The following is a 17,392-nucleotide window of genomic DNA, read 5'->3' as shown; positions in this document are numbered from 1 at the left end:
TGCCCGGGGCCGGCCGCTGGAGGTTGGTTGGTTCAGGCCGCCTTGAGGTGCTGCAGCAGCTTTTCCGTGGCGCCGGCCTTGTCGGTACGGTCGATGGCGGCGAGCTCGGCAGCCAGGCGATCCATTGCCTGTTCGTAGATCTGCCGTTCGGAGAAGGACTGGTCCGGCTGGCCGGCGTTGCGGTGCAGGTCGCGGACGACTTCCGCGATCGCCACCGGGTCGCCGGAGTTGATCTTGGCCTCGTATTCCTGGGCGCGGCGGGACCACATGGTGCGCTTGATGCGCGCCCGGCCCTTCAGCGTGTCCAGCGCCTCCTTCATCGCCTCCTCCGAGGCGAGCTTGCGGAGGCCCGAGGAGGATGCCTTGCCGACCGGGACGCGCAGCGTCATCCGGTTCTCATCGAAGGTGACGACAATGACTTGCAGCGTGTGACCCGCGGCCGACATCGATTCGATGCCCTGCACGGTCCCGACCCCGTGGGTCGGGTAGACGACATGGTCGCCAGCTTTGAATTCCACGTGTTTCGACGGCTGTCTCGGAGGGGGTGAATGGGGCCCGTCGCGCCGGGCCGACATGCCATGGGCATGGACGGGCGGCACGGGGGCGGGGAGAGGAGCGGATGCCTGCACTTCGGCCAGACCGGAGGGAGCAGGCTTCGCCGCCACCGGCGGGGCCAGGGGGGGCAAATCGGAGCGTGTCATGCTGGGGGCGGCGCGGCCTGCCTCGGCGGCGCGGCTGGCGGCGGCGGGCTTTGGCGGCGGTGCCTTGGCCGGCGGCGCGACGGGCTTCGCGGCAGCGGCGGCGGCCTTCGGCACCGGCGGCCGGGGCGCGGCCTGGATGGGGGCGGAGTGCTGCGGCGCCACGGGCTTCGCGGCGGCAGGCTTCGCGGGGGTGGGCTTGCTGACGGCAGGCTTCGGCGTCACGGCGACAGGCTTCGGCGCGGCCGTCACGGCCGGCTTGGCCACCGGCTTCTGCACGGATTTGGCACCGGACCTGGACGCAACCGTCTCGGGCACGGCGGGCTTGGCGACAGCCTTCGCCGCCGGCTTTGGCGCGGCCTTGGCCACCGGCGGGATCACCGGTTTCGCGGCAGGCGGCTTCGCCCCCGGCTTGGGCTTGGCGACCGGACGCGCCGCCTTGGGGGTCGGCTTCGCCGGGGCATTGCGCGACCCCGAACCCTTGCCGCCGGTCCCCTTCCCGATAGCCTGTGCCTTCATGCCGGACGCTTCTCCTGCGGCAGGTCGCAACCCGGTGGCCGTCCGGCCTTCCGGCCGCCGATCCACCAGGGCCCCAGCAGCCCGGTGGATAAGGGCCTGTCCGGTTCGCGTTCCATGCCGAAGCTTCGCATATGGTTCCGCCAAAGGCCCTGTGCCAGGAGCGGCCGGCTTTCCCATGGGATTGAAACCATAGCATTCAAACGGCGGAGTGTCATTAACCCGACCGCTCGTCGGCCGCGCTGGGCGGTCAAGCCCCTGCGCATGCCGCGAATGTGCGGCGCGCGGGAGATCTGCCACCAGAAGCATATTTCACGTTCACATCATGTGATATGATCGCCTGAGCGTAACCGAAGTGCCTCGCCAGGCACTTCCTTTCCTCTCGATACTCCGCCTCCGGACGACCGCCGCGCCGGAGTGGAAAACACTCTCGACTGTGGATGGCCTTGAATACCCCATAAAAGACCGTTAAATCGCAGGTCACATCAGCGGCGGCCGTGCAGGCACCGCTCGGCCTTGAGGAATTCCACCCGATGAGCACCCCGGTGAAGGCCAAGCCCGCTGCCGCGCCACGTGTCTTCACCGCCAACCGCCTGCGCGACGGCCGCGTCGTCTGGTTGGCCGAGGCCGGCCGCTGGGCGGACACCGTCGCCGAGGCCCGAGTCTTCCCGCCCGCCGAGGCCGAGGCCGGCCTGGCCCTCGCCCAGCAGGGGGAGCGTGCGCAGCAGGTGGTCGGCGCCTACGGCATCGACGTGGCACTGGAAGCCGGTCAGCCGGTCCCGCTGAAGTTCCGCGAGCGGCTGCGCGCGCAGGGCCCCTCAATCGACGCCGAGCCGCCTGCCTATCGCCTAGCCTCCTGACCGGACGCCCCGCCCGATGAACGCCCATGTCGACGTCACCGTCCTGCCTGCCCCGGCCTTCCCGCCGCATGCGCGGACCTACCGCTACGACGAGGTGGACCGCGAGTTCCTGGCCGAGCGCATCGCCGAGTTCAGCGGCCAGGTGGAACGCCGGCTGGCCGGCGCGCTGACCGAGGACGAGTTCAAGCCGCTGCGGCTGATGAACGGCCTCTACCTGCAGCTGCACGCCTACATGTACCGGATCGCCATCCCCTACGGCATCCTGAACGCGACGCAGCTGCGCCAACTGGCGATGATCGCCCGCCGCTGGGATCGCGGCTTCGGCCATTTCACCACGCGGCAGAACATCCAGTTCAACTGGACGAAGCTGGAGGACGTGCCCGACATCATGCGCGCGCTCGCGGATGTCGACATGCATGCCATCCAGACCAGCGGCAACTGCATCCGCAACACCACCACGGACGAGTATGCCGGTGCCTCTCCCGACGAGGTCGCCGATCCGCGCGTCTATGCCGAGATCATCCGGCAATGGTCGACCCTGCACCCAGAATTCACCTGGCTGCCGCGCAAGTTCAAGATCGCCATCACCGGCGCATCGCATGACCGCGTGGCGATGCAGGCGCACGACGTCGGCGTGGTGGTGAAGCGGAACGCGGCCGGCGAGACCGGCTTCGAGGTCTGGGCCGGCGGCGGCCTCGGCCGCACGCCGGTACTGGCGCGGAAGATCCGCGACTGGGTGTCCGAGGACGCGTTCCTCGCCTACCTGGAAGCGGTGCTGCGCGTCTACAACGCGCTCGGCAACCGCGACAACATCTACCGGGCCCGCATCAAGATCCTGGTGCGCGACCTCGGCGACGAATTCGCCGAGCGGGTCGAGGCCGAGTTCGCCCGGCTGCCCAAGCGGAAGTACCGGCTGGACCCGGAGATCGTCGAGCAGATCGCCGGCCACTTCGCCCCGCCGCCCTTCGCCGCTCTGCCGGACAACCCGCCGGCCTATGCGCAGGCGCTGGACGGCAACGCCGAATTCGCCGCCTGGGCGAAGCAGAGCGTCCGCGCCCACAAGGCGCCGGGCCATGCCTCGGTCACCATCTCGCTGAAGCCGATCGGCGGCATCCCGGGCGATGCCTCGGCCGAGCAGATGGAGGCCGTGGCCGCGCTGGCGGAGCGGCATTCCTTCGGCGAGATCCGCGTCACCCATGTGCAGAACCTCGTGCTGCCGCATGTGCGCCAGGAAGACCTGTTCGCCGTTTGGGACGGCCTGCGCACGGTGGGGCTGGCGACGCCCAATATCGGCCTGCTCAGCGACATCATCGCCTGCCCGGGAATGGACTACTGCGCGCTGGCGACGGCCCGCAGCATCCCCGTCGCGCAGATGATCACGGAACGCTTCGCCAGCCTCGACCGGCAGCTCGAGATCGGCGAGTGCTTCATCAACATCTCCGGCTGCATCAATGCCTGCGGCCACCACCATGTCGGCCATATCGGCATCCTCGGCGTCGATAAGCGCGGCGCCGAGAGCTATCAGATCACCCTCGGCGGCAGCGCGACCAACGATGCCGCCATCGGCGAGCTGGTCGGTCCCGGCTTTCCCTACGAGAAGGTGACGGATGCGGTGGAGACCCTCCTCCGCACCTATGTCGCGCGCCGCGGCGCGGGCGAGCGCTTCGTCGACACCTACCGCCGCATCGGCCTCGCGCCGTTCAAGGAGGCGCTCTATGCCGTTGCTTGAGGATGGCCGCCTGGTCGCCGACGACTGGGTGGCGGTGGCCGACGACGCCCCGCTGCCCGATGCGCCGGCGATCCTGAGCCTCGCGCGGCTGCGGGCCGAGGACTTGGCCGGCCGCAATGCCCCGCTCGGCCTGGCGCTCGACCCGGCGACGCAGCCGGAGGCGATCGCCGACCTGCTGCCGCGGTTGTCGCTCATCACCGTGACCCTGCCGAAGTCGAAGGACGGCCGCGCCTTCACCCAGGCCCGTGCGCTGCGGGAGCATCTCGGCTTCCGGTGCGAGATCCGCGCCACCGGCCATGTGCTGCCCGACCAGTACCGCATGCTGCGCCGCTGCGGCGTCGGCACGGTGCAGCTGCCCGACGGCGCCGATGTTTCGGTCTGGACGCAGGCGGCCGATATCGTCGACATCGCCTACCAGCCCGCGCTCGATGCCGGCGCGCCGCTCGGCCTGCGGCGCCGGCGGCTGGAAAGGGTCTGACATGCACCGCCGTTCCCTCCTCGCGCTCGGCGCCGCCATCCTGGCGCGCCCGGCGCTCGCCCAGGCCTGGCCGGCCGAGCGTTCCATCCGCTACGTCGTGCCGGTGGCGCCCGGCGGCAGCCAGGACATCGTCGCCCGGCTGTTCGCCCGGCACCTGACCGATGCGCTCGGCCAGAACGTGCTGGTTGAGAACATGCCAGGCGCCGGCAGCAATATCGGCTACGAGCATGTCTCCCGGGCGAAGCCGGACGGCTACACCCTGTTGGCCGGGTCCGACAGCCTGTCGATCAACAGGACGCTGTTCCCGAAGCTCGGCTTCGACGTGACCGGCTTCGCCCCGGTGGCGCAGGGCGTGCGGGTGCCGCAGATCCTGGTGGTGCGCGCCGACAGCCCGGCCCGCAGCCTGGCGGATTTCGTCGAGCTCGCGCGGCGCGGGCCGGTCGCGGTCGGCACACCGGGCAACGGCAGCCTGGCACACCTGCTGGGCGAGCAGATCCAGGGCGCCGCCGAGATCCGCTGGACCCATGTGCCTTACAAGGGCGGCGCGCTGGCGGTGAACGACCTGCTGGGCGGCACCCTGCAGGGCGTGCTGATCAACATCGGCGCGGTGACCGACCATGTGAAGGTCGGGCGGATGCGCGGCCTGTTCGTCTCCTCCGGCCAGCGCACCGCCGCGCTGCCCGAGGTGCAGACGCTCGGCGAGGCCGGGTTGCCGGGCGCCACGGCGGTGGGCTGGCACGGCATCGTGGCCCCTGCGGGCACCGATCCGGCGATCCTGGCGCGGGTGAATGCGGCGCTGTCCGGCGTGCTGCGCCGGCCGGAGGTGGCGGAACGCGTCGCCGCCCTCGGCCTGGAGCCGGTGGACGCGCCGCCCGAGGCGCTGGGCCAGGTGATCCGCGCCGATGCCGAGCGCTGGGCCGAAGTGGTCCGCCGCGCCCGCATCCAGCCGGACTAGCGGTAGGCACCCCACCTGCTAGGCTCCCCCGAAAGGGCGGGAGGAGCCTGGCATGCAGTTCGGCATCTTCGACCAGAACGACCTCGGCGCGGCCGACCTGACCGCGCATTACGAATCCCGCCTGCAGCTCGCCGCCTTCTACGACCAGGCCGGCTTCGACCGCTACCATGTCAGCGAGCACCATGCGACGCCGCTGTCGGCGACGCCCGCCACCGGCGCCTGGCTGAGCGCGGTCGCGCAGCGCACCGCGCGCATCAGGCTCGGCCCGCTGGTCTATATCCTTCCGCTGCGGCATCCCCTGCAGATCGCGGAGGAGGTCTGCCTGCTCGACCACCTCAGCCAAGGGCGGTTCGAGCTGGGCGTCGGCCGCGGCGTCTCGCCCTTCGAACTCGGCTACCACGGCGTCGACGCGGCGGAGAGCCCGGCGATGCTGCGCGAAGGACTCGATTTGCTGTTGCGCGCATTGACGCAGGACGAGGTGACCTTCGAGGGCCGCTTCTGGCAATGCCGCGACGTGCCCATCGTGCTGCGCCCGAAGCAGCGCCCCCACCCGCCGCTCTGGATGCCGAGCGCCACGGTGGAGCACGCCGCGCGCGCCGCGCAGGGCGGCTTCGCCACGGTCTGCAACGGGCCGACGGCGCGCGTCGCCCAGATCGTCGCGCGCTTCCGCGCCGAATGGACACGGCCGGCACCGCTGCCCTGCATCGGCCTGTCGCGCGCCATGGTCCTCGCCGAGACGGCCGAGGAGGCGCAGGCCGTCGCGCGGCGCGCCTGGCGGGTGCATGCCGTCAGCTTCCTCAGGCTCTGGCGCAAGCACGGCGCGGCGCCGGTCAATGCGGTGATGAGCGAGGATTTCGCCGATGCCGAGGTCGCCGGCCTGGCCTTCGCCGGCACGCCGGCGCAGGTGCGCGACGCGCTGCGGGCGCAGGTCGCGGCGACGGGGGTGAACTACCTGGTCAGCCGCTTCGCCTTCGGCGACCAGAGCCATCCCGAGATGCTGCGTTCCGCCACGCTGTTCGCGCGCGAGGTGATGCCGGCGCTGGCGGAAGAATACCGCGAGGCTGCTTGACCAACCCAAGGGAGAGATGTCCGATGAGCGTCCCGCTGCCCGAATCCAACCCGGAGGCCCTCGGCCTCGACCCGCGCCCGCTGGAGCGGCTCTGCGCCACCATCGAGCGGCATGTGGCGGAGGGCCACCATCCCGGCGCCCAGGTGGCGATCGCCCGGCACGGCAAGCTGGCGCTGTTCCGCAGCTTCGGCCGCGCCCGCGTGGCGCCCGATGTCGTGGCCGACGCGCGCAGCGTCTTCCTGATGTATTCCAACACCAAGGTCGTCACCGCCGCCGCGGTCTGGATGCTGGTGGAGGACGGGCTGCTGCGCTTCCATGACCCGATCGCCCAGCACGTCCCGGAATTCGCCGCGAACGGCAAGGCCGGCATCACCGTGCTCCAGCTGCTGACCCACCAGGCCGGCTTCCCCGGCGCCGTGGTGCCGGAAGCCTGCTGGACGGACCATGCGCTGCTGCGCCGGACGGTCTCCGACTTCAGCCTGGAATGGACCCCCGGCAGCAAGGTGCAGTACCACCCGGCCTCGGCGCACTGGACCACGGCGGTGCTGATCGAGGCCATCACCGGCCAGGACTTCCGCCGCTTCATCACCGACCGGGTCATCGCGCCGCTCGGCCTGGCGGACGAGATCTTCGTCGGGCTGCCGGACGCGCAGCAGGCGCGCGCGGCGGATATCTACGACGTACCGGTCGACGGCAAATTCACCGCCCGCATGCCGGAGAACACCCCGGCCGGCCGCGCCGCGGGCATCCCGGGCGGCGGCGGCTACGGCACCGCGCGCGGCATGGCGGCCTTCTACCAGATGCTGGCCCAAGGCGGGCAGTTGGGCGGCACCCGCGTGCTGTCACCGCGGATGATCGAGTTCGTGACGCGCAACTTCACCGGCGACCGCATCGACGAATACATGGGCCTGCCGATGAACCGCGGCATCGGCCCGCATTCGCGCGGCGAGTTCCCCGTCGTGCGGGGCTTGGGCGCCATCGCCCATCCGCGCACCTTCGGCCATGGCGGCGTGGGCAGTTCCTACTGCTGGGCGGACCCGACCAGCGGCGTCAGCTTCGCCTATCTCTCGAACTGCCGGCAGACGGAGCTGTTCCACAACCAGCGGATGGACGTGCTGTCCAACCTGGCGCACGCCAGCATCCTGCCGCTGTAGGTTACGGGGCGGCGGCGCTACGCCGCCGCCGCCAGCGTCGGCCGCTCGCCCGCGATGGTCGTCCGCACCATCACCCGCCGCTCGGCATGGCTGTCGAAGGGCGTCGCCCGGTGCAGCACCGCGCGGTTGTCCCAGACGACGAGGTCATGCTGCGTCCATGCATGCCGGTAGACGAAGCGCGGCTGGGTGGCGAAATCCATCAGCGCCTCGATCAGCGCCCGCCCCGCGGCCTCGTCCATGCCCTCCACGCTGCGGGCATGGGCGCCGAGATAGAGCGCCGGCCCGTGCGGGTTCTCCGCCAGCAGCATCGCCTGGCGCACCGGCGGGTGCTGCATGCGCTCCGCATCGGTCACCAGGTCCGGGGCCACGCGGCTGCGCGACCAGCCGAAGTCGTGCAGCGCGACGCGGCCGCGCACCTGCGCCCGCAGCGGCTCCGGCAGCGCGGCCCAGGCGGCGCGCATGCAGGCGAATTCGGTCTCCCCGCCGCAGGCCGGAATGGCGCGGGCCGACAGCGCCGAGGCCCGGGCGGCAACCGGCTTGAAGCTGCTGTCGTGGTGCCACTGCCGGTTGGCCAGGTTGTTCAGCACCTGCCGGTCGCTGGGCAGCACGATATCGCCATCCGGGCCGAGGTTGCTCAGCACGATCAGCGGGCTGCCGGCGCCGCGCGCGCCCGGCCGCGTCGCCTCCAACGGCCCGAAGGCCTCGGCGAAGGCGACCTGCTGCGCGTCGTCGATCGCCTGGCCCGGCAGCACCAGCACGGCGTGGCGGTCGAGCGCCGCGCGCAGCCAGACGGCGTCCTCGGCCGTCACGCCGCGGCGCAGGTCGATCCCGGTGACCTGGGCGGCGAACAACGGGTGGAGGGGCGTGGCTTCGGGCATGGGTCGTCTGCTCCCCGGGGATTTTCGGGAAGCATGCCCCGGCGATCCGGCAAGGGCCAAGGGGGATGTCAGCGCCGTCTCGCCAGCATCGTCAGGACCATGACGCCGACGAGGATCACCATCCCGGTACGGTGCTCGCTGATCCATTGCAGGGCCTGGGGCAGCATGGGGTGGTCATCCTCCCGGTTGGTTGGCGCCACCCTGGACGCAGGGCAGCGGGGCCGCCAGCCCTACTCCACCCGCAGCGCCGCGCCGGCGGCCAGCGGCGCCAGCGGCAGGGCGGCGGCCAGCAGCGCCGCCAGCAGCAGCAGGTAGGGCCTGACCTCCAGCCCCGCCGCCGCCGCCTCGATCCCCGCGGCGCCGAAGATGACGGCCGGGATCGCCAAAGGCAGCACCAGCAGCGGCAGCAGCACCCCGCCGCGCCGGGCGCCCAGCGTCAGCGCGGCGCCCGTGGTGCCCAGCAGGGACAGGAACCCGGTCGCCAGGCCGAGCGCCGCCATCGCCGCGCCCCAGGCCTCCACCGGCAGGTTCAGCATGGCGGCGGCAATCGGGGTGGCCAGCAACAGCGGCAGGCCGGTGGTCAGCCAATGCGCCGCCGCCTTGGCGAGCGCCACGGCGGCGGGCCCGAGGCCGGACAGCAGCAGCTGGTCCAGCGTGCCGTCCTCGGCATCGGCGCCGAACAGCCGGTCCAGCGGCAGCAGCGCGGCCAGCAGGGCGGCGGCCAGCAGCGCGCCGGGGGCGAGCCGCGCCAGGGTCTCCGGCGCCGGCCCGACGCCGAAGGGGAACAGGGCCGCGACCAGGACGAAGAACAGCACCGCGGCCAGGGTATCGGCCGGGTGGCGGAGCGCGAGGCGGAGTTCGCGGGCGAGAAGCGCGATCCAGGGCTTCACAGCCGCAACTCCCGCGCGCCCGGCATGGGCAGCGGCAGGTGGGTCGCCGCCAGCACCATCCCGCCGGCCGCCCGGTGCCGCGCCAGCAGCGCGCCCAGCCGCGCCACCGAGGCGGTGTCCAGCCCGACCGTCGGCTCGTCCAGCAGCCAGAGCGGGGACGTGCCGAGCGCGAGCCGCGCCAGCGCCAGCCGCCGCTTCTGGCCGGAGGACAGCACGCGGGCCGGCAGTTCCGCCAGCGGCAGCAGGTCGAGCGCCGCCAGCGCCGCATCGACCTCCCCGCCCCAGAGCCTGGCGAAGAACAGCAGGTTCTCCCGCGCCGTCAGCGCCGGCTTCAGCGCATCCTGGTGCGAGAGGTAGCGGATGCGGGCGGCATGCGCCGCGCGGTCGGCCAGCGCGTCGGCGCCGTCCCACAGCAGCGCGCCGGCCTCGGGCCGCAGCAGCCCGGCCAGCAGCCGCAGCAGGGTCGACTTGCCCGCGCCATTGGCGCCGACCAGCAGCAGGGCACCGCCCGGCTCCAGCCGGAAGGACAGGCCGGCGAAGACCACCCTCTCGCCCCGCAGGCAGGCGAGGTCCCGCGCCTCCAGCATTATCCGACCTAGCCCCTTGGAATTGCGCGCCCCGTGGACCATCCCGCGGCATCATGCTTAAACCCGGCCCAGTGGTGCGCCGCAACGGCGCGCGACGAACGGAGAAGGTTCCGGATCATGCGGATGATCGGGCAGGACAGCCTGAAGACCCGCCGTACCCTTTCGGTGGACGGCAAGACCTACCATTACTTCAGCCTGCCCGAGGCAGCCAAGAGCATCGGCGACATCAGCCGGCTGCCCTACAGCCTGAAGGTGCTGCTTGAGAACGTGCTGCGCTACGAGAACGGCGCGAGCTACACGGTGGAGGATGCCAAGGCGGTCGCCGGCTGGCTGCCCGCCGGCCATTCCGAGAAGGAAGTCCCTTTCCGCCCGGCCCGCATCCTGCTGCAGGACTTCACGGGCGTGCCTGCGGTGGTGGACCTCGCCGCGATGCGCGACGGCATTATCAAGCTGGGCGGCGACCCGCGCAAGGTGAACCCGCTGCTGCCGGTCGACCTGGTCATCGACCACTCGGTGATGGTGGACGTCTCCGGCACCGCCTCCGCCCTCAAGCAGAATGTCGACATCGAGTTCGAGCGCAACGGCGAGCGCTACGAGTTCCTCCGCTGGGGCCAGTCGGCCTTCGACAATTTCCGCGTCGTGCCGCCGGGCACCGGCATCTGCCACCAGGTGAACCTGGAATACCTGGCGCAGGTGGTCTGGACCGCGCAGGACACCGGCGACACCTTCGTCTACCCCGACAGCTGCTACGGCACCGACAGCCACACCACCATGGTGAACGGCCTCGGCGTGCTCGGCTGGGGCGTCGGTGGGATCGAGGCGGAGGCGGCCATGCTCGGCCAGCCGATCGCCATGCTGATCCCCGACGTCATCGGCTTCAAGCTGACCGGCAAGCTGCGCGAGGGCGTCACCGCCACCGACCTGGTGCTGACCGTGACGCAGATGCTGCGCAAGAAGGGCGTGGTCGGCAAGTTCGTCGAATTCTTCGGCGCCGGCCTCGACGACCTGCCGCTGGCCGACCGCGCGACGATCGGCAACATGGCCCCGGAATACGGCGCGACCTGCGGCTTCTTCCCGGTCGATGCCATGACCATCGGCTACCTCCGCCTGTCCGGCCGCGACGAGCACCGGGTCAAGCTGGTCGAGGACTACTGCAAGGCCCAGGGCATGTGGCGCGATGCCAACACGCCCGACCCGGTCTTCACCGACACGCTCGAGCTCGACATGGGCTCGGTCGAGCCGTCCATGGCCGGGCCGAAGCGGCCGCAGGACCGCGTGGCGCTGGCCAGCACCGCGGCATCCTTCGCCAAGGACCTTGCCGCCGGCACCATGGGCGTCCCGGGCGACCAGGCCAACAAGCGCGTCCCGGTCGCGGGCGCCAACTACGACCTCGGCCATGGCGACGTGGTGATCGCCGCGATCACTTCCTGCACCAATACCTCCAATCCCTATGTCATGATCGCCGCCGGGCTCGTCGCCCGGAAGGCGCGGGCCAAGGGGCTGATGCCGAAGCCCTGGGTGAAGACCTCGCTCGCCCCCGGCAGCCAGGTGGTCACCGAATACTACGAGGCCTCGGGCCTGCAGGCCGACCTCGACGCCATCGGCTTCCAGACCGTCGGCTATGGCTGCACCACCTGCATCGGCAACTCCGGCCCGCTGCCGGAGCCGATCGTCGACGCCATCGAGAACGAGAAGCTGGTGGTCGCCGGCGTGCTGTCCGGCAACCGCAACTTCGAAGGCCGCGTCCACGCCAATGTCCGGGCGAACTACCTGGCCTCGCCGCCGCTGGTCGTGGCCTATGCGCTCGCCGGCAGCGTCACCAAGGACCTGACGAAGGAGCCGATCGGCAATGGCTCGGACGGCCAGCCGGTCTACCTCAAGGACATCTGGCCGACGCAGAAGGAGGTGAACGACACCGTCCACGACTGCGTCACCCGCGCCATGTTCCTCGACAAGTACGGCGACGTCTTCAAGGGCCCGGCGCAGTGGCAGGCGATCCGCGTGGACGCCGACAGCGACACCTACCGCTGGAACTCGGGCTCCACCTACGTGCAGAACCCGCCCTACTTCGAGGGCATGACCGCCGAACTGACGCCGGTGACGTCGGTGCACGGCGCCCGCATCCTGGCCGAGCTCGCCGACAGCATCACCACCGACCACATCTCGCCCGCCGGCAACATCCGCAAGTCGAGCCCCGCCGGCGAGTACCTGATGGAACACCAGGTCCGCCAGGACGACTTCAACAGCTACGGCGCCCGCCGCGGCAACCACCAGGTCATGATGCGCGGCACCTTCGCCAATATCCGCATCAAGAACGAGATGGTGCCGGGCACCGAGGGCGGCGTCTCCAAGCACTACCCGTCCGGCGAGGTCGCGCCGATCTACACGGTGGCGATGAGGTACAAGGCCGAGGGCGTGCCGCTGGTGGTCTTCGGCGGCAAGGAATACGGCACCGGCTCCTCGCGCGACTGGGCGGCCAAGGGCACCTTCCTGCTCGGCGTCAAGGCCGTCATCGCCGAGAGCTTCGAGCGCATCCACCGCTCGAACCTGGTCGGCATGGGCGTCCTGCCGCTGGTCTTCATGAACGGGCAGGACCGCAAGTCGCTGAACATCAAGGGCGACGAGCAGATCGACATCCTCGGCCTCGAGGACCTGAAGCCGCGGCAGACTCTGGACCTGGTCATCCGCCGCGCCGACGGCACGGTGGACAAGGCCCAGGTGATGAGCCGCATCGATACGGCGGACGAGGTCGAGTACTACAAGAACGGCGGCATCCTGCACTACGTGCTGCGCGGGATGGCCAAGGCGGCCTGAACCGGGCGCCTGACCGGACGGAAGCAAGGGGCCCGCAAGGGCCCCTTCGCAATTCGGGGTGCTTGAAGCCGGGGCGCCGCATGGTCACACCTTATCTGGAGGTGCCCCATCGACCGGCCGGACCACCCTGGCCCGGTGCGCCGCGACCAGGCCGGCCCGCGCCCGCTGCAGATCCGAGTGCCGGACACCCGTGCCCCGGATCGGCGGCGTCATCGGCCATGCCGCAGCGGAGGAGATTGCCGCGGGTGGCGCGCGCTGGTCGTGGGGCTCGGCATCGGCTAGACCCATTTCCAGGCCGCGTGGGAAGACCCCGCCTTGCCCGGTGCGTTGCCCGCAGGATCCTTGATCCGGGAAGCGGCACTCCCGCTTGCTTGCACGGCGCGCCCCCGGCACGGGAAATCCCCGATCCTGGCCCCGGAGTTCCGCCAGTGCCCGATTGGGATCTCAAGAATCTGCGTGCCGCGATCGATGCCGCCGGTGTCGGCCTGTGGTCCTGGAACGTCGAGACCGACGCCATCACCATGGACCCGCGTGCTCGCGCGCTATGGGGCGTGGACGACGAGGCCCGCATCACCTTCAACGACCTGTCGGCCAAGATCCACCCACGCGACCTCGACCGGGTGCGGGCGGGCTTCGCCGCCACGCGTGCCATCGTCGGCCCCTACGAGATGGATTTCCGCATCCTGTCCGGCGACGACGTCCGCTGGATCTCGACCCGCGGCCAGGGCAGCGACGCGGACATCAAGCACAGCATCATGCGCGGCATCTTCCTCGACGTCACGGGGCGGAAGCAGGCCGAGGAGGCGCACGAGCTGCTGGCCGGGGAGATGAGCCACCGGGTCAAGAACCTGCTGCTCGTCGCCTCCCAGCTCGCCCGCATCACCTCCCGCTCCGCCGGCACGGCGGAGGAGATGGCGCGCGACCTGACACGGCGGCTGGGCGCGCTGGGCCGGGCGCATGAGCTGGCCCGGCCAGGGCCGGGCAAGCCGGGCACCTCGGCGCTGCTCGGCGACCTGCTGAGCGTCCTGCTGCAAGCCTACGACGAGACCGACGGCACCGCCGGACGCATCCGGATCTCGGTGCCGAAGCTGGACATGGGCGAGGCGGCGGCCACCACCTTGGCCCTGGTGGTGCACGAGCTGGCGACCAACTCGCTGAAATACGGCGCGCTGTCGGTGGAGCGCGGCACGCTGGACCTGTCCTGCCCCACACTCACCGAGGCGGAGGTGGTGCTGGTCTGGACCGAGCGTGGCGGGCCGCCGGTGGTGGCGCCCTCGGCGCCGGCGGGCTTCGGCAGCGACCTGATCCGCCGCGGCATGGTGCACCAGTTCGGCGGCGGCATCGAGGTGGACTGGTCGCCGGAAGGCGTGATCGTCACGCTGCGGATGCAGCGGGACCGGCTCACGGCGTGAAGCGCCGGGAAGGCTGGTCACCGCCACGCGGCAGGGCTCGACGCCCGAGGAAGGCAATGGGGCCTGGGGAGGACACCTCCGCCACGGCCTGGCTGTCCTACCCCACCTCCACCACCCGGATCCCCATTCCCAGCAGCGCGGCGACCGTCTGGTCGAACACCGCCTCGGCCACCTCGCCGGGCGGCATGGCATCGAGCAACTCGGCCCGGGTGACATAGCCCCGCTCCTGCCCCCAGCGGACGAGCCGGCCGATGGCGCGGGCCAGCCGGTCGGGGAAGCGGCCGCGCAGCACCGGCGCCTCCGACTCGTCGGCGACCTCGATCTCCAGCTCGCCCAGCGCCTCCAGCAGGTCATCGACCAGCTCGCCGGAGACCTCCGGCGCGGCGAGGGCCGCCGTCACCTCGTCCAGCGTCACCCAGCCGCGCGCCTTGCCCTGGCGCACCAGCGCCTCGATCGCCGTCACCCAGGGCGCGAAGGCATTGCCGTCCATGCTGTTCCCTCCGCCATCGAATCGAGCCTAGCACGCCATGGCTGGCGCTTGTGGGGCGAAGACGCCGCCGGGCCGCACGGGCCGGTGCCTGCCGGCTGCGGCGGGGGCGACCGCAACGCCGATGGCCGGCGGGGACCGTGGCGCCCGCCCGGTCGAGGCCGCGCCGGGACCGGTCAGTCGTCCTTGCCCTCGGCCTCGACAACGGCGATGCCGATCTCGCTCAGGGTGGCCAGCGTGTCCTCGATCAGTTCCGTGGACGCCTGGTCCTGCGGCAGCGCCGCGTTCACCTCGTCATAGGTGACGTAGCCGCGCGCCTTGCCGCGTTCGATGAGGCGCTTCACCGCCTCGGTCATGCTGTCGAGCAGGGGAGGCTGCGGCGCCTCGGTGACCCGGATGCCCTGGGCCTGCAGCGCCGCCAGCCATTCCTCGACCAGCGCGGCGGGGGCGGCCGGGTTGCCGAGCGCCGCCCTGACCTCGGCCCGGGTCACCCAGCCGCGCGCGCGGCCCTCGGCGGCCAGGGCCTCGATCCGCCGCACCCAGGGCCCGAAGGGAGTATCGGTCATCTGCGTCCCGCCTCCGTCGCGGCCGGCCTACCAGGCAACCGGCGCGCCCATATGGTCGAAGAAGCCGCCCGACTGTGCCGGGCCGAGCCCCGCCAGCACGTCCAGGATGCGCCGTGCGGCCTCGGCCGGCGCCTGCACCTCCAGCCCCGCCTTGGAGAAAGGCGAGGACAGGCCGCTATCCACCGTCCCCGGATGGATGGCGACGACCGCCGCACCCGGATTGGCCCGCTTCAGCTCGACCGCGGCGGTGCGGATGATCTGGTTCAGCGCAGCCTTCGACGCCCGGTAGCTCCACCAGCCGCCCAGGCGGTTGTCGCCGATGCTGCCGACCCGGGCCGAGAGGCTGGCGAAGACTGCCGGGCCGTCCCGCCGCAACCGCGGCAGCAGGTGCTTCATCGCCAGGGCCGGGCCGATCGCGTTCACCGCGAAGGACTTCTCCAGATGCGCCGGGTCGAGCTGGCGCATCGCCTTCTCCGGCTGGAAGCGCCCGTCGTGCAGGAAGCCGGTGGCGACGATCACCAGCGCCAGGTCGGGCGCCTCGGCGGCCAGCCAGGCGGCGGCGGCGGCGATGCTGGCCTCCTCGGTGATGTCCACCGCCGGGTCGCTGCGGCGCGACAGGCCGATCACCCGGCGCCAGCGTCCCTCCGCCTCCAGCGCCGCGACCAGCGCCGCGCCGATGCCGCCCGCGGCGCCGAGGACCAGGGCCGAGCCGCTCACCGCCACAGCCGCCGCACCCGCAGGAAGCCGCGGTAGCCGAGTTCCGCCAACGGCGCCACCGGCGCCCAGCCGACCAGCCGGCCGAGCCAACGCAGGCCCGGCACCCGCCGCCAGATCGCGGCGAAGGCGGCCGCACCCGAGACCAGCCTGCCGTCCGGCAGCCTGGCATGGATGCGGGCCAGCGCCGCGGCCTGGTCGAGACCCTGCGGCGCGGTGCGGGAGACATCGACCCAGTCGAGCCCGGCGGCGCCGATCCGGTCGCGGTAGAGCGCGACCTCGCGCGAGCAAACCGGGCAGGCGCCGTCGTAAAAAACGGTGAGCGGAGCGTCCGGCTCGGCCATGCGGGTCATATCCGTCGCGCCGCGGCCACCGCCGCGGCGCTGCCCGAGCCGACCACGAAGGCCCAGGCGCGCAGCAGCGCCCCGCGCGGCGCGGTGCCGAGCGCCGCCGCCGCCTCGTCGCGGTGATGCACCTCCTCGCCCTGGCAGGTCTCCAGCAGGCGGCGCAGCGCGCCTTCCTCGCCGGTCCGGCCCAGCTTGACGATCTGTTCCTCGTAGTGGTGGTCGACGAAGGTCTCCACCGCCTCGATCGTGGCGTAGACGGCGCGCGGGCCGGCGATGGCCGGCAGCCAGCCGGTGAGGAACCCGGCCACCCGCCAGATCGGCAGCAGGATGCTGCGCTGGCCCGGCGCCAGCATCGCCTCCAGCAGCCGCAGGTGCCCGGCCTCGGTCGCCAGGTGTTCGGTGGCGAAGGCGCGGATCGCCGGGTCGGCGGAACCGGCCAGGATGCCGCGATAGATCATCACCGCGCCGGTCTCCCCGGCATGGTCGGATCGCAGGTCGCCGAGCAGGCCGGCGATGCGCGCCAGCAGCGGCGCGATGTCGATCCGCGGGTCGGCGGAGGCAGTCATGACGTTCATGGCACGGAGTTGGGCCGTGCGCCGATTCAGGCAAGCCCCGAATTGCGAAGGGGCCCCATCGGGGCCCCTTGCTGCCGTGCGGCGAAGCGGGACGCCCCGCTCAGCGGTCGTCCATCGCGGCGCCGATCTCGGCGCGCAGCTCGTCCTCGAGGCTCGGCTCCTCCTCGCGGACGATCTCCTCGCCACGGGCCTGGCGCTCGGCCTCCTCGACGGAGCGGGCGACGTTGACGGCCACGTTGATGTGGACCTCGGGGTGCAGCTCGACGCGCACCTGGGTGAGGCCGAGCAGCTTGATCGGCTGCTCCAGCAGGACCTGGTTGCGGTTGACGGTCAGGCCGCCTTCCTTGCAGCCGTCGGCGATGTCGCGGGCCGAGACGGAGCCGTAGAGGCTGCCCGACTCGCCGGCCTGGCGGATGATGGTGACGGTCAGGCCCGCCACGCGCTCACCGATGCGCTCGGCTTCCTCGCGGCGCTTGAGGTTCTGCGCCTCGAGCTGGGCGCGGTCGGTCTCGAAGCGCTTCAGGTTGGCGGCATTGGCGCGGATGGCGCGGCCCTTGGGGAGCAGGAAGTTCCGGGCATAGCCCGGGCGCACCTTCACCAGCTCGCCCATCTGGCCAAGCTTCTCGACGCGCTGCATCAGGATGAGTTCGATCATGGGCGTGG

Annotated in this window: 18 protein-coding genes; 8 read left to right on the top strand and 10 right to left on the bottom strand. The window is 71.7% G+C overall.

Features of this window, described 5'->3' with window-relative positions:
• Positions 1–32 precede the first annotated feature (32 nt).
• Positions 33–1,217 (bottom strand): CarD family transcriptional regulator, encoded by a 1,185-nt coding sequence (locus tag ACFQS7_RS15295; protein ID WP_380067951.1) that lies wholly within the window; start codon positions 1,215–1,217, stop codon positions 33–35.
• Between the two features lie 494 nt (positions 1,218–1,711).
• Between ACFQS7_RS15295 and ACFQS7_RS15290 the strand changes: the two genes are divergently transcribed.
• The 6 genes from ACFQS7_RS15290 to ACFQS7_RS15265 are packed head-to-tail and all read left to right on the top strand — an operon-like array spanning position 1,712 to position 7,459.
• Complete coding sequence (locus ACFQS7_RS15290; RefSeq protein WP_380067950.1) at positions 1,712–2,074, top strand: DUF2849 domain-containing protein; 363 nt, start codon at positions 1,712–1,714, stop codon at positions 2,072–2,074.
• A 16-nt stretch (positions 2,075–2,090) separates the two neighbouring features.
• Positions 2,091–3,803 (top strand): nitrite/sulfite reductase, encoded by a 1,713-nt coding sequence (locus ACFQS7_RS15285; RefSeq protein ID WP_380067949.1) that lies wholly within the window; start codon positions 2,091–2,093, stop codon positions 3,801–3,803.
• Positions 3,790–4,281 carry a DUF934 domain-containing protein gene (locus ACFQS7_RS15280; RefSeq protein ID WP_380067948.1) on the top strand — a complete coding sequence of 164 codons (492 nt, stop codon included), beginning with the start codon at positions 3,790–3,792 and terminating at the stop codon, positions 4,279–4,281. The genes ACFQS7_RS15285 and ACFQS7_RS15280 overlap by 14 nt, the downstream gene beginning before the upstream one ends.
• Before the next feature lies 1 nt (position 4,282).
• A complete protein-coding gene (locus ACFQS7_RS15275; RefSeq protein WP_380067947.1) occupies positions 4,283–5,236 on the top strand; it encodes a Bug family tripartite tricarboxylate transporter substrate binding protein in 954 nt (317 codons plus the stop codon).
• Between the two features lie 52 nt (positions 5,237–5,288).
• The gene (locus ACFQS7_RS15270; protein ID WP_380067946.1) at positions 5,289–6,305 is read left to right on the top strand and encodes an LLM class flavin-dependent oxidoreductase; all 1,017 of its coding nucleotides are present in this window, start codon (positions 5,289–5,291) and stop codon (positions 6,303–6,305) included.
• A 23-nt stretch (positions 6,306–6,328) separates the two neighbouring features.
• Complete coding sequence (locus ACFQS7_RS15265; protein ID WP_380067945.1) at positions 6,329–7,459, top strand: serine hydrolase domain-containing protein; 1,131 nt, start codon at positions 6,329–6,331, stop codon at positions 7,457–7,459.
• Between the two features lie 17 nt (positions 7,460–7,476).
• On the opposite strand, the gene ACFQS7_RS15260 is transcribed toward ACFQS7_RS15265, so the two are convergent.
• The 3 genes from ACFQS7_RS15260 to ccmA all read right to left on the bottom strand — a co-directional run bounded on the left by ACFQS7_RS15260 (position 7,477) and on the right by ccmA (position 9,814).
• Positions 7,477–8,337: a TauD/TfdA dioxygenase family protein gene (locus tag ACFQS7_RS15260; protein WP_380067944.1), complete on the bottom strand. Its 861-nt coding sequence runs from the start codon at positions 8,335–8,337 to the stop codon at positions 7,477–7,479.
• 230 nt (positions 8,338–8,567) lie between these two features.
• Entirely contained in the window at positions 8,568–9,227 is a 660-nt protein-coding gene (gene ccmB, locus ACFQS7_RS15255; RefSeq protein WP_380067943.1) for a heme exporter protein CcmB, read from the bottom strand.
• Entirely contained in the window at positions 9,224–9,814 is a 591-nt protein-coding gene (gene ccmA / locus ACFQS7_RS15250; RefSeq protein WP_380067942.1) for a heme ABC exporter ATP-binding protein CcmA, read from the bottom strand. The genes ccmB and ccmA overlap by 4 nt, the downstream gene beginning before the upstream one ends.
• Before the next feature lie 117 nt (positions 9,815–9,931).
• Between ccmA and acnA the strand changes: the two genes are divergently transcribed.
• Both acnA and ACFQS7_RS15240 read left to right on the top strand, forming a co-directional pair.
• Positions 9,932–12,628, top strand: coding sequence for an aconitate hydratase AcnA (gene acnA, locus ACFQS7_RS15245; protein WP_380067941.1), 2,697 nt, complete (start codon positions 9,932–9,934; stop codon positions 12,626–12,628).
• Between the two features lie 428 nt (positions 12,629–13,056).
• Positions 13,057–14,040, top strand: a complete 984-nt coding sequence (locus ACFQS7_RS15240; protein ID WP_380067940.1) for a sensor histidine kinase — start codon at positions 13,057–13,059, stop codon at positions 14,038–14,040.
• A gap of 97 nt (positions 14,041–14,137) precedes the next feature.
• Here the strand turns inward: ACFQS7_RS15240 and ACFQS7_RS15235 are convergent, their stop codons facing one another.
• From ACFQS7_RS15235 to rplI, 6 genes are all read right to left on the bottom strand, one after another.
• The gene (locus ACFQS7_RS15235) at positions 14,138–14,530 is read right to left on the bottom strand and encodes an RNA polymerase sigma factor region1.1 domain-containing protein (protein WP_380067939.1); all 393 of its coding nucleotides are present in this window, start codon (positions 14,528–14,530) and stop codon (positions 14,138–14,140) included.
• A gap of 173 nt (positions 14,531–14,703) precedes the next feature.
• Positions 14,704–15,093 (bottom strand): RNA polymerase sigma factor region1.1 domain-containing protein, encoded by a 390-nt coding sequence (locus tag ACFQS7_RS15230; RefSeq protein ID WP_380067938.1) that lies wholly within the window; start codon positions 15,091–15,093, stop codon positions 14,704–14,706.
• Between the two features lie 27 nt (positions 15,094–15,120).
• Positions 15,121–15,810 (bottom strand): SDR family NAD(P)-dependent oxidoreductase, encoded by a 690-nt coding sequence (locus tag ACFQS7_RS15225; protein ID WP_380067937.1) that lies wholly within the window; start codon positions 15,808–15,810, stop codon positions 15,121–15,123.
• Positions 15,807–16,151, bottom strand: a complete 345-nt coding sequence (locus ACFQS7_RS15220) for a thiol-disulfide oxidoreductase DCC family protein (protein ID WP_380067936.1) — start codon at positions 16,149–16,151, stop codon at positions 15,807–15,809. Before ACFQS7_RS15220 ends, ACFQS7_RS15225 begins: the two co-directional genes overlap by 4 nt.
• A gap of 5 nt (positions 16,152–16,156) precedes the next feature.
• A complete protein-coding gene (locus tag ACFQS7_RS15215) occupies positions 16,157–16,729 on the bottom strand; it encodes a demethoxyubiquinone hydroxylase family protein (protein ID WP_380067935.1) in 573 nt (190 codons plus the stop codon).
• Positions 16,730–16,829: 100 nt separating this feature from the next.
• On the bottom strand, positions 16,830–17,384 hold the full coding sequence (gene rplI / locus ACFQS7_RS15210) for a 50S ribosomal protein L9 (RefSeq protein ID WP_380067934.1): 555 nt from the start codon (positions 17,382–17,384) through the stop codon (positions 16,830–16,832).
• Between the last annotated feature and the right edge of the window lie 8 nt (positions 17,385–17,392).

The sequence above is a fragment of the Dankookia sp. GCM10030260 genome, assembly GCF_042666655.1.
Classification (GTDB): Bacteria; Pseudomonadota; Alphaproteobacteria; order Acetobacterales; family Acetobacteraceae; genus Paracraurococcus.
This window is presented reverse-complemented; position numbering and strand designations above follow the sequence as displayed.

Bases quoted from the DNA above. Each gene is read 5' to 3' on its own strand.
- rplI (WP_380067934.1), bottom strand. From the start codon at position 17,384: ATGATCGAACTCATCCTGATGCAGCGCGTCGAGAAGCTTGGCCAGATG.
- ACFQS7_RS15295 (WP_380067951.1), bottom strand. From the start codon at position 1,217: ATGAAGGCACAGGCTATCGGGAAGGGGACCGGCGGCAAGGGTTCGGGG.
- ACFQS7_RS15230 (WP_380067938.1), bottom strand. From the start codon at position 15,093: ATGACCGATACTCCCTTCGGGCCCTGGGTGCGGCGGATCGAGGCCCTG.
- ACFQS7_RS15220 (WP_380067936.1), bottom strand. From the start codon at position 16,151: ATGGCCGAGCCGGACGCTCCGCTCACCGTTTTTTACGACGGCGCCTGC.
- ccmA (WP_380067942.1), bottom strand. From the start codon at position 9,814: ATGCTGGAGGCGCGGGACCTCGCCTGCCTGCGGGGCGAGAGGGTGGTC.
- ACFQS7_RS15215 (WP_380067935.1), bottom strand. From the start codon at position 16,729: ATGAACGTCATGACTGCCTCCGCCGACCCGCGGATCGACATCGCGCCG.
- ACFQS7_RS15280 (WP_380067948.1), top strand. From the start codon at position 3,790: ATGCCGTTGCTTGAGGATGGCCGCCTGGTCGCCGACGACTGGGTGGCG.
- ACFQS7_RS15285 (WP_380067949.1), top strand. From the start codon at position 2,091: ATGAACGCCCATGTCGACGTCACCGTCCTGCCTGCCCCGGCCTTCCCG.
- ACFQS7_RS15260 (WP_380067944.1), bottom strand. From the start codon at position 8,337: ATGCCCGAAGCCACGCCCCTCCACCCGTTGTTCGCCGCCCAGGTCACC.
- ACFQS7_RS15235 (WP_380067939.1), bottom strand. From the start codon at position 14,530: ATGGACGGCAATGCCTTCGCGCCCTGGGTGACGGCGATCGAGGCGCTG.
- ACFQS7_RS15265 (WP_380067945.1), top strand. From the start codon at position 6,329: ATGAGCGTCCCGCTGCCCGAATCCAACCCGGAGGCCCTCGGCCTCGAC.
- ACFQS7_RS15270 (WP_380067946.1), top strand. From the start codon at position 5,289: ATGCAGTTCGGCATCTTCGACCAGAACGACCTCGGCGCGGCCGACCTG.
- ACFQS7_RS15275 (WP_380067947.1), top strand. From the start codon at position 4,283: ATGCACCGCCGTTCCCTCCTCGCGCTCGGCGCCGCCATCCTGGCGCGC.
- acnA (WP_380067941.1), top strand. From the start codon at position 9,932: ATGCGGATGATCGGGCAGGACAGCCTGAAGACCCGCCGTACCCTTTCG.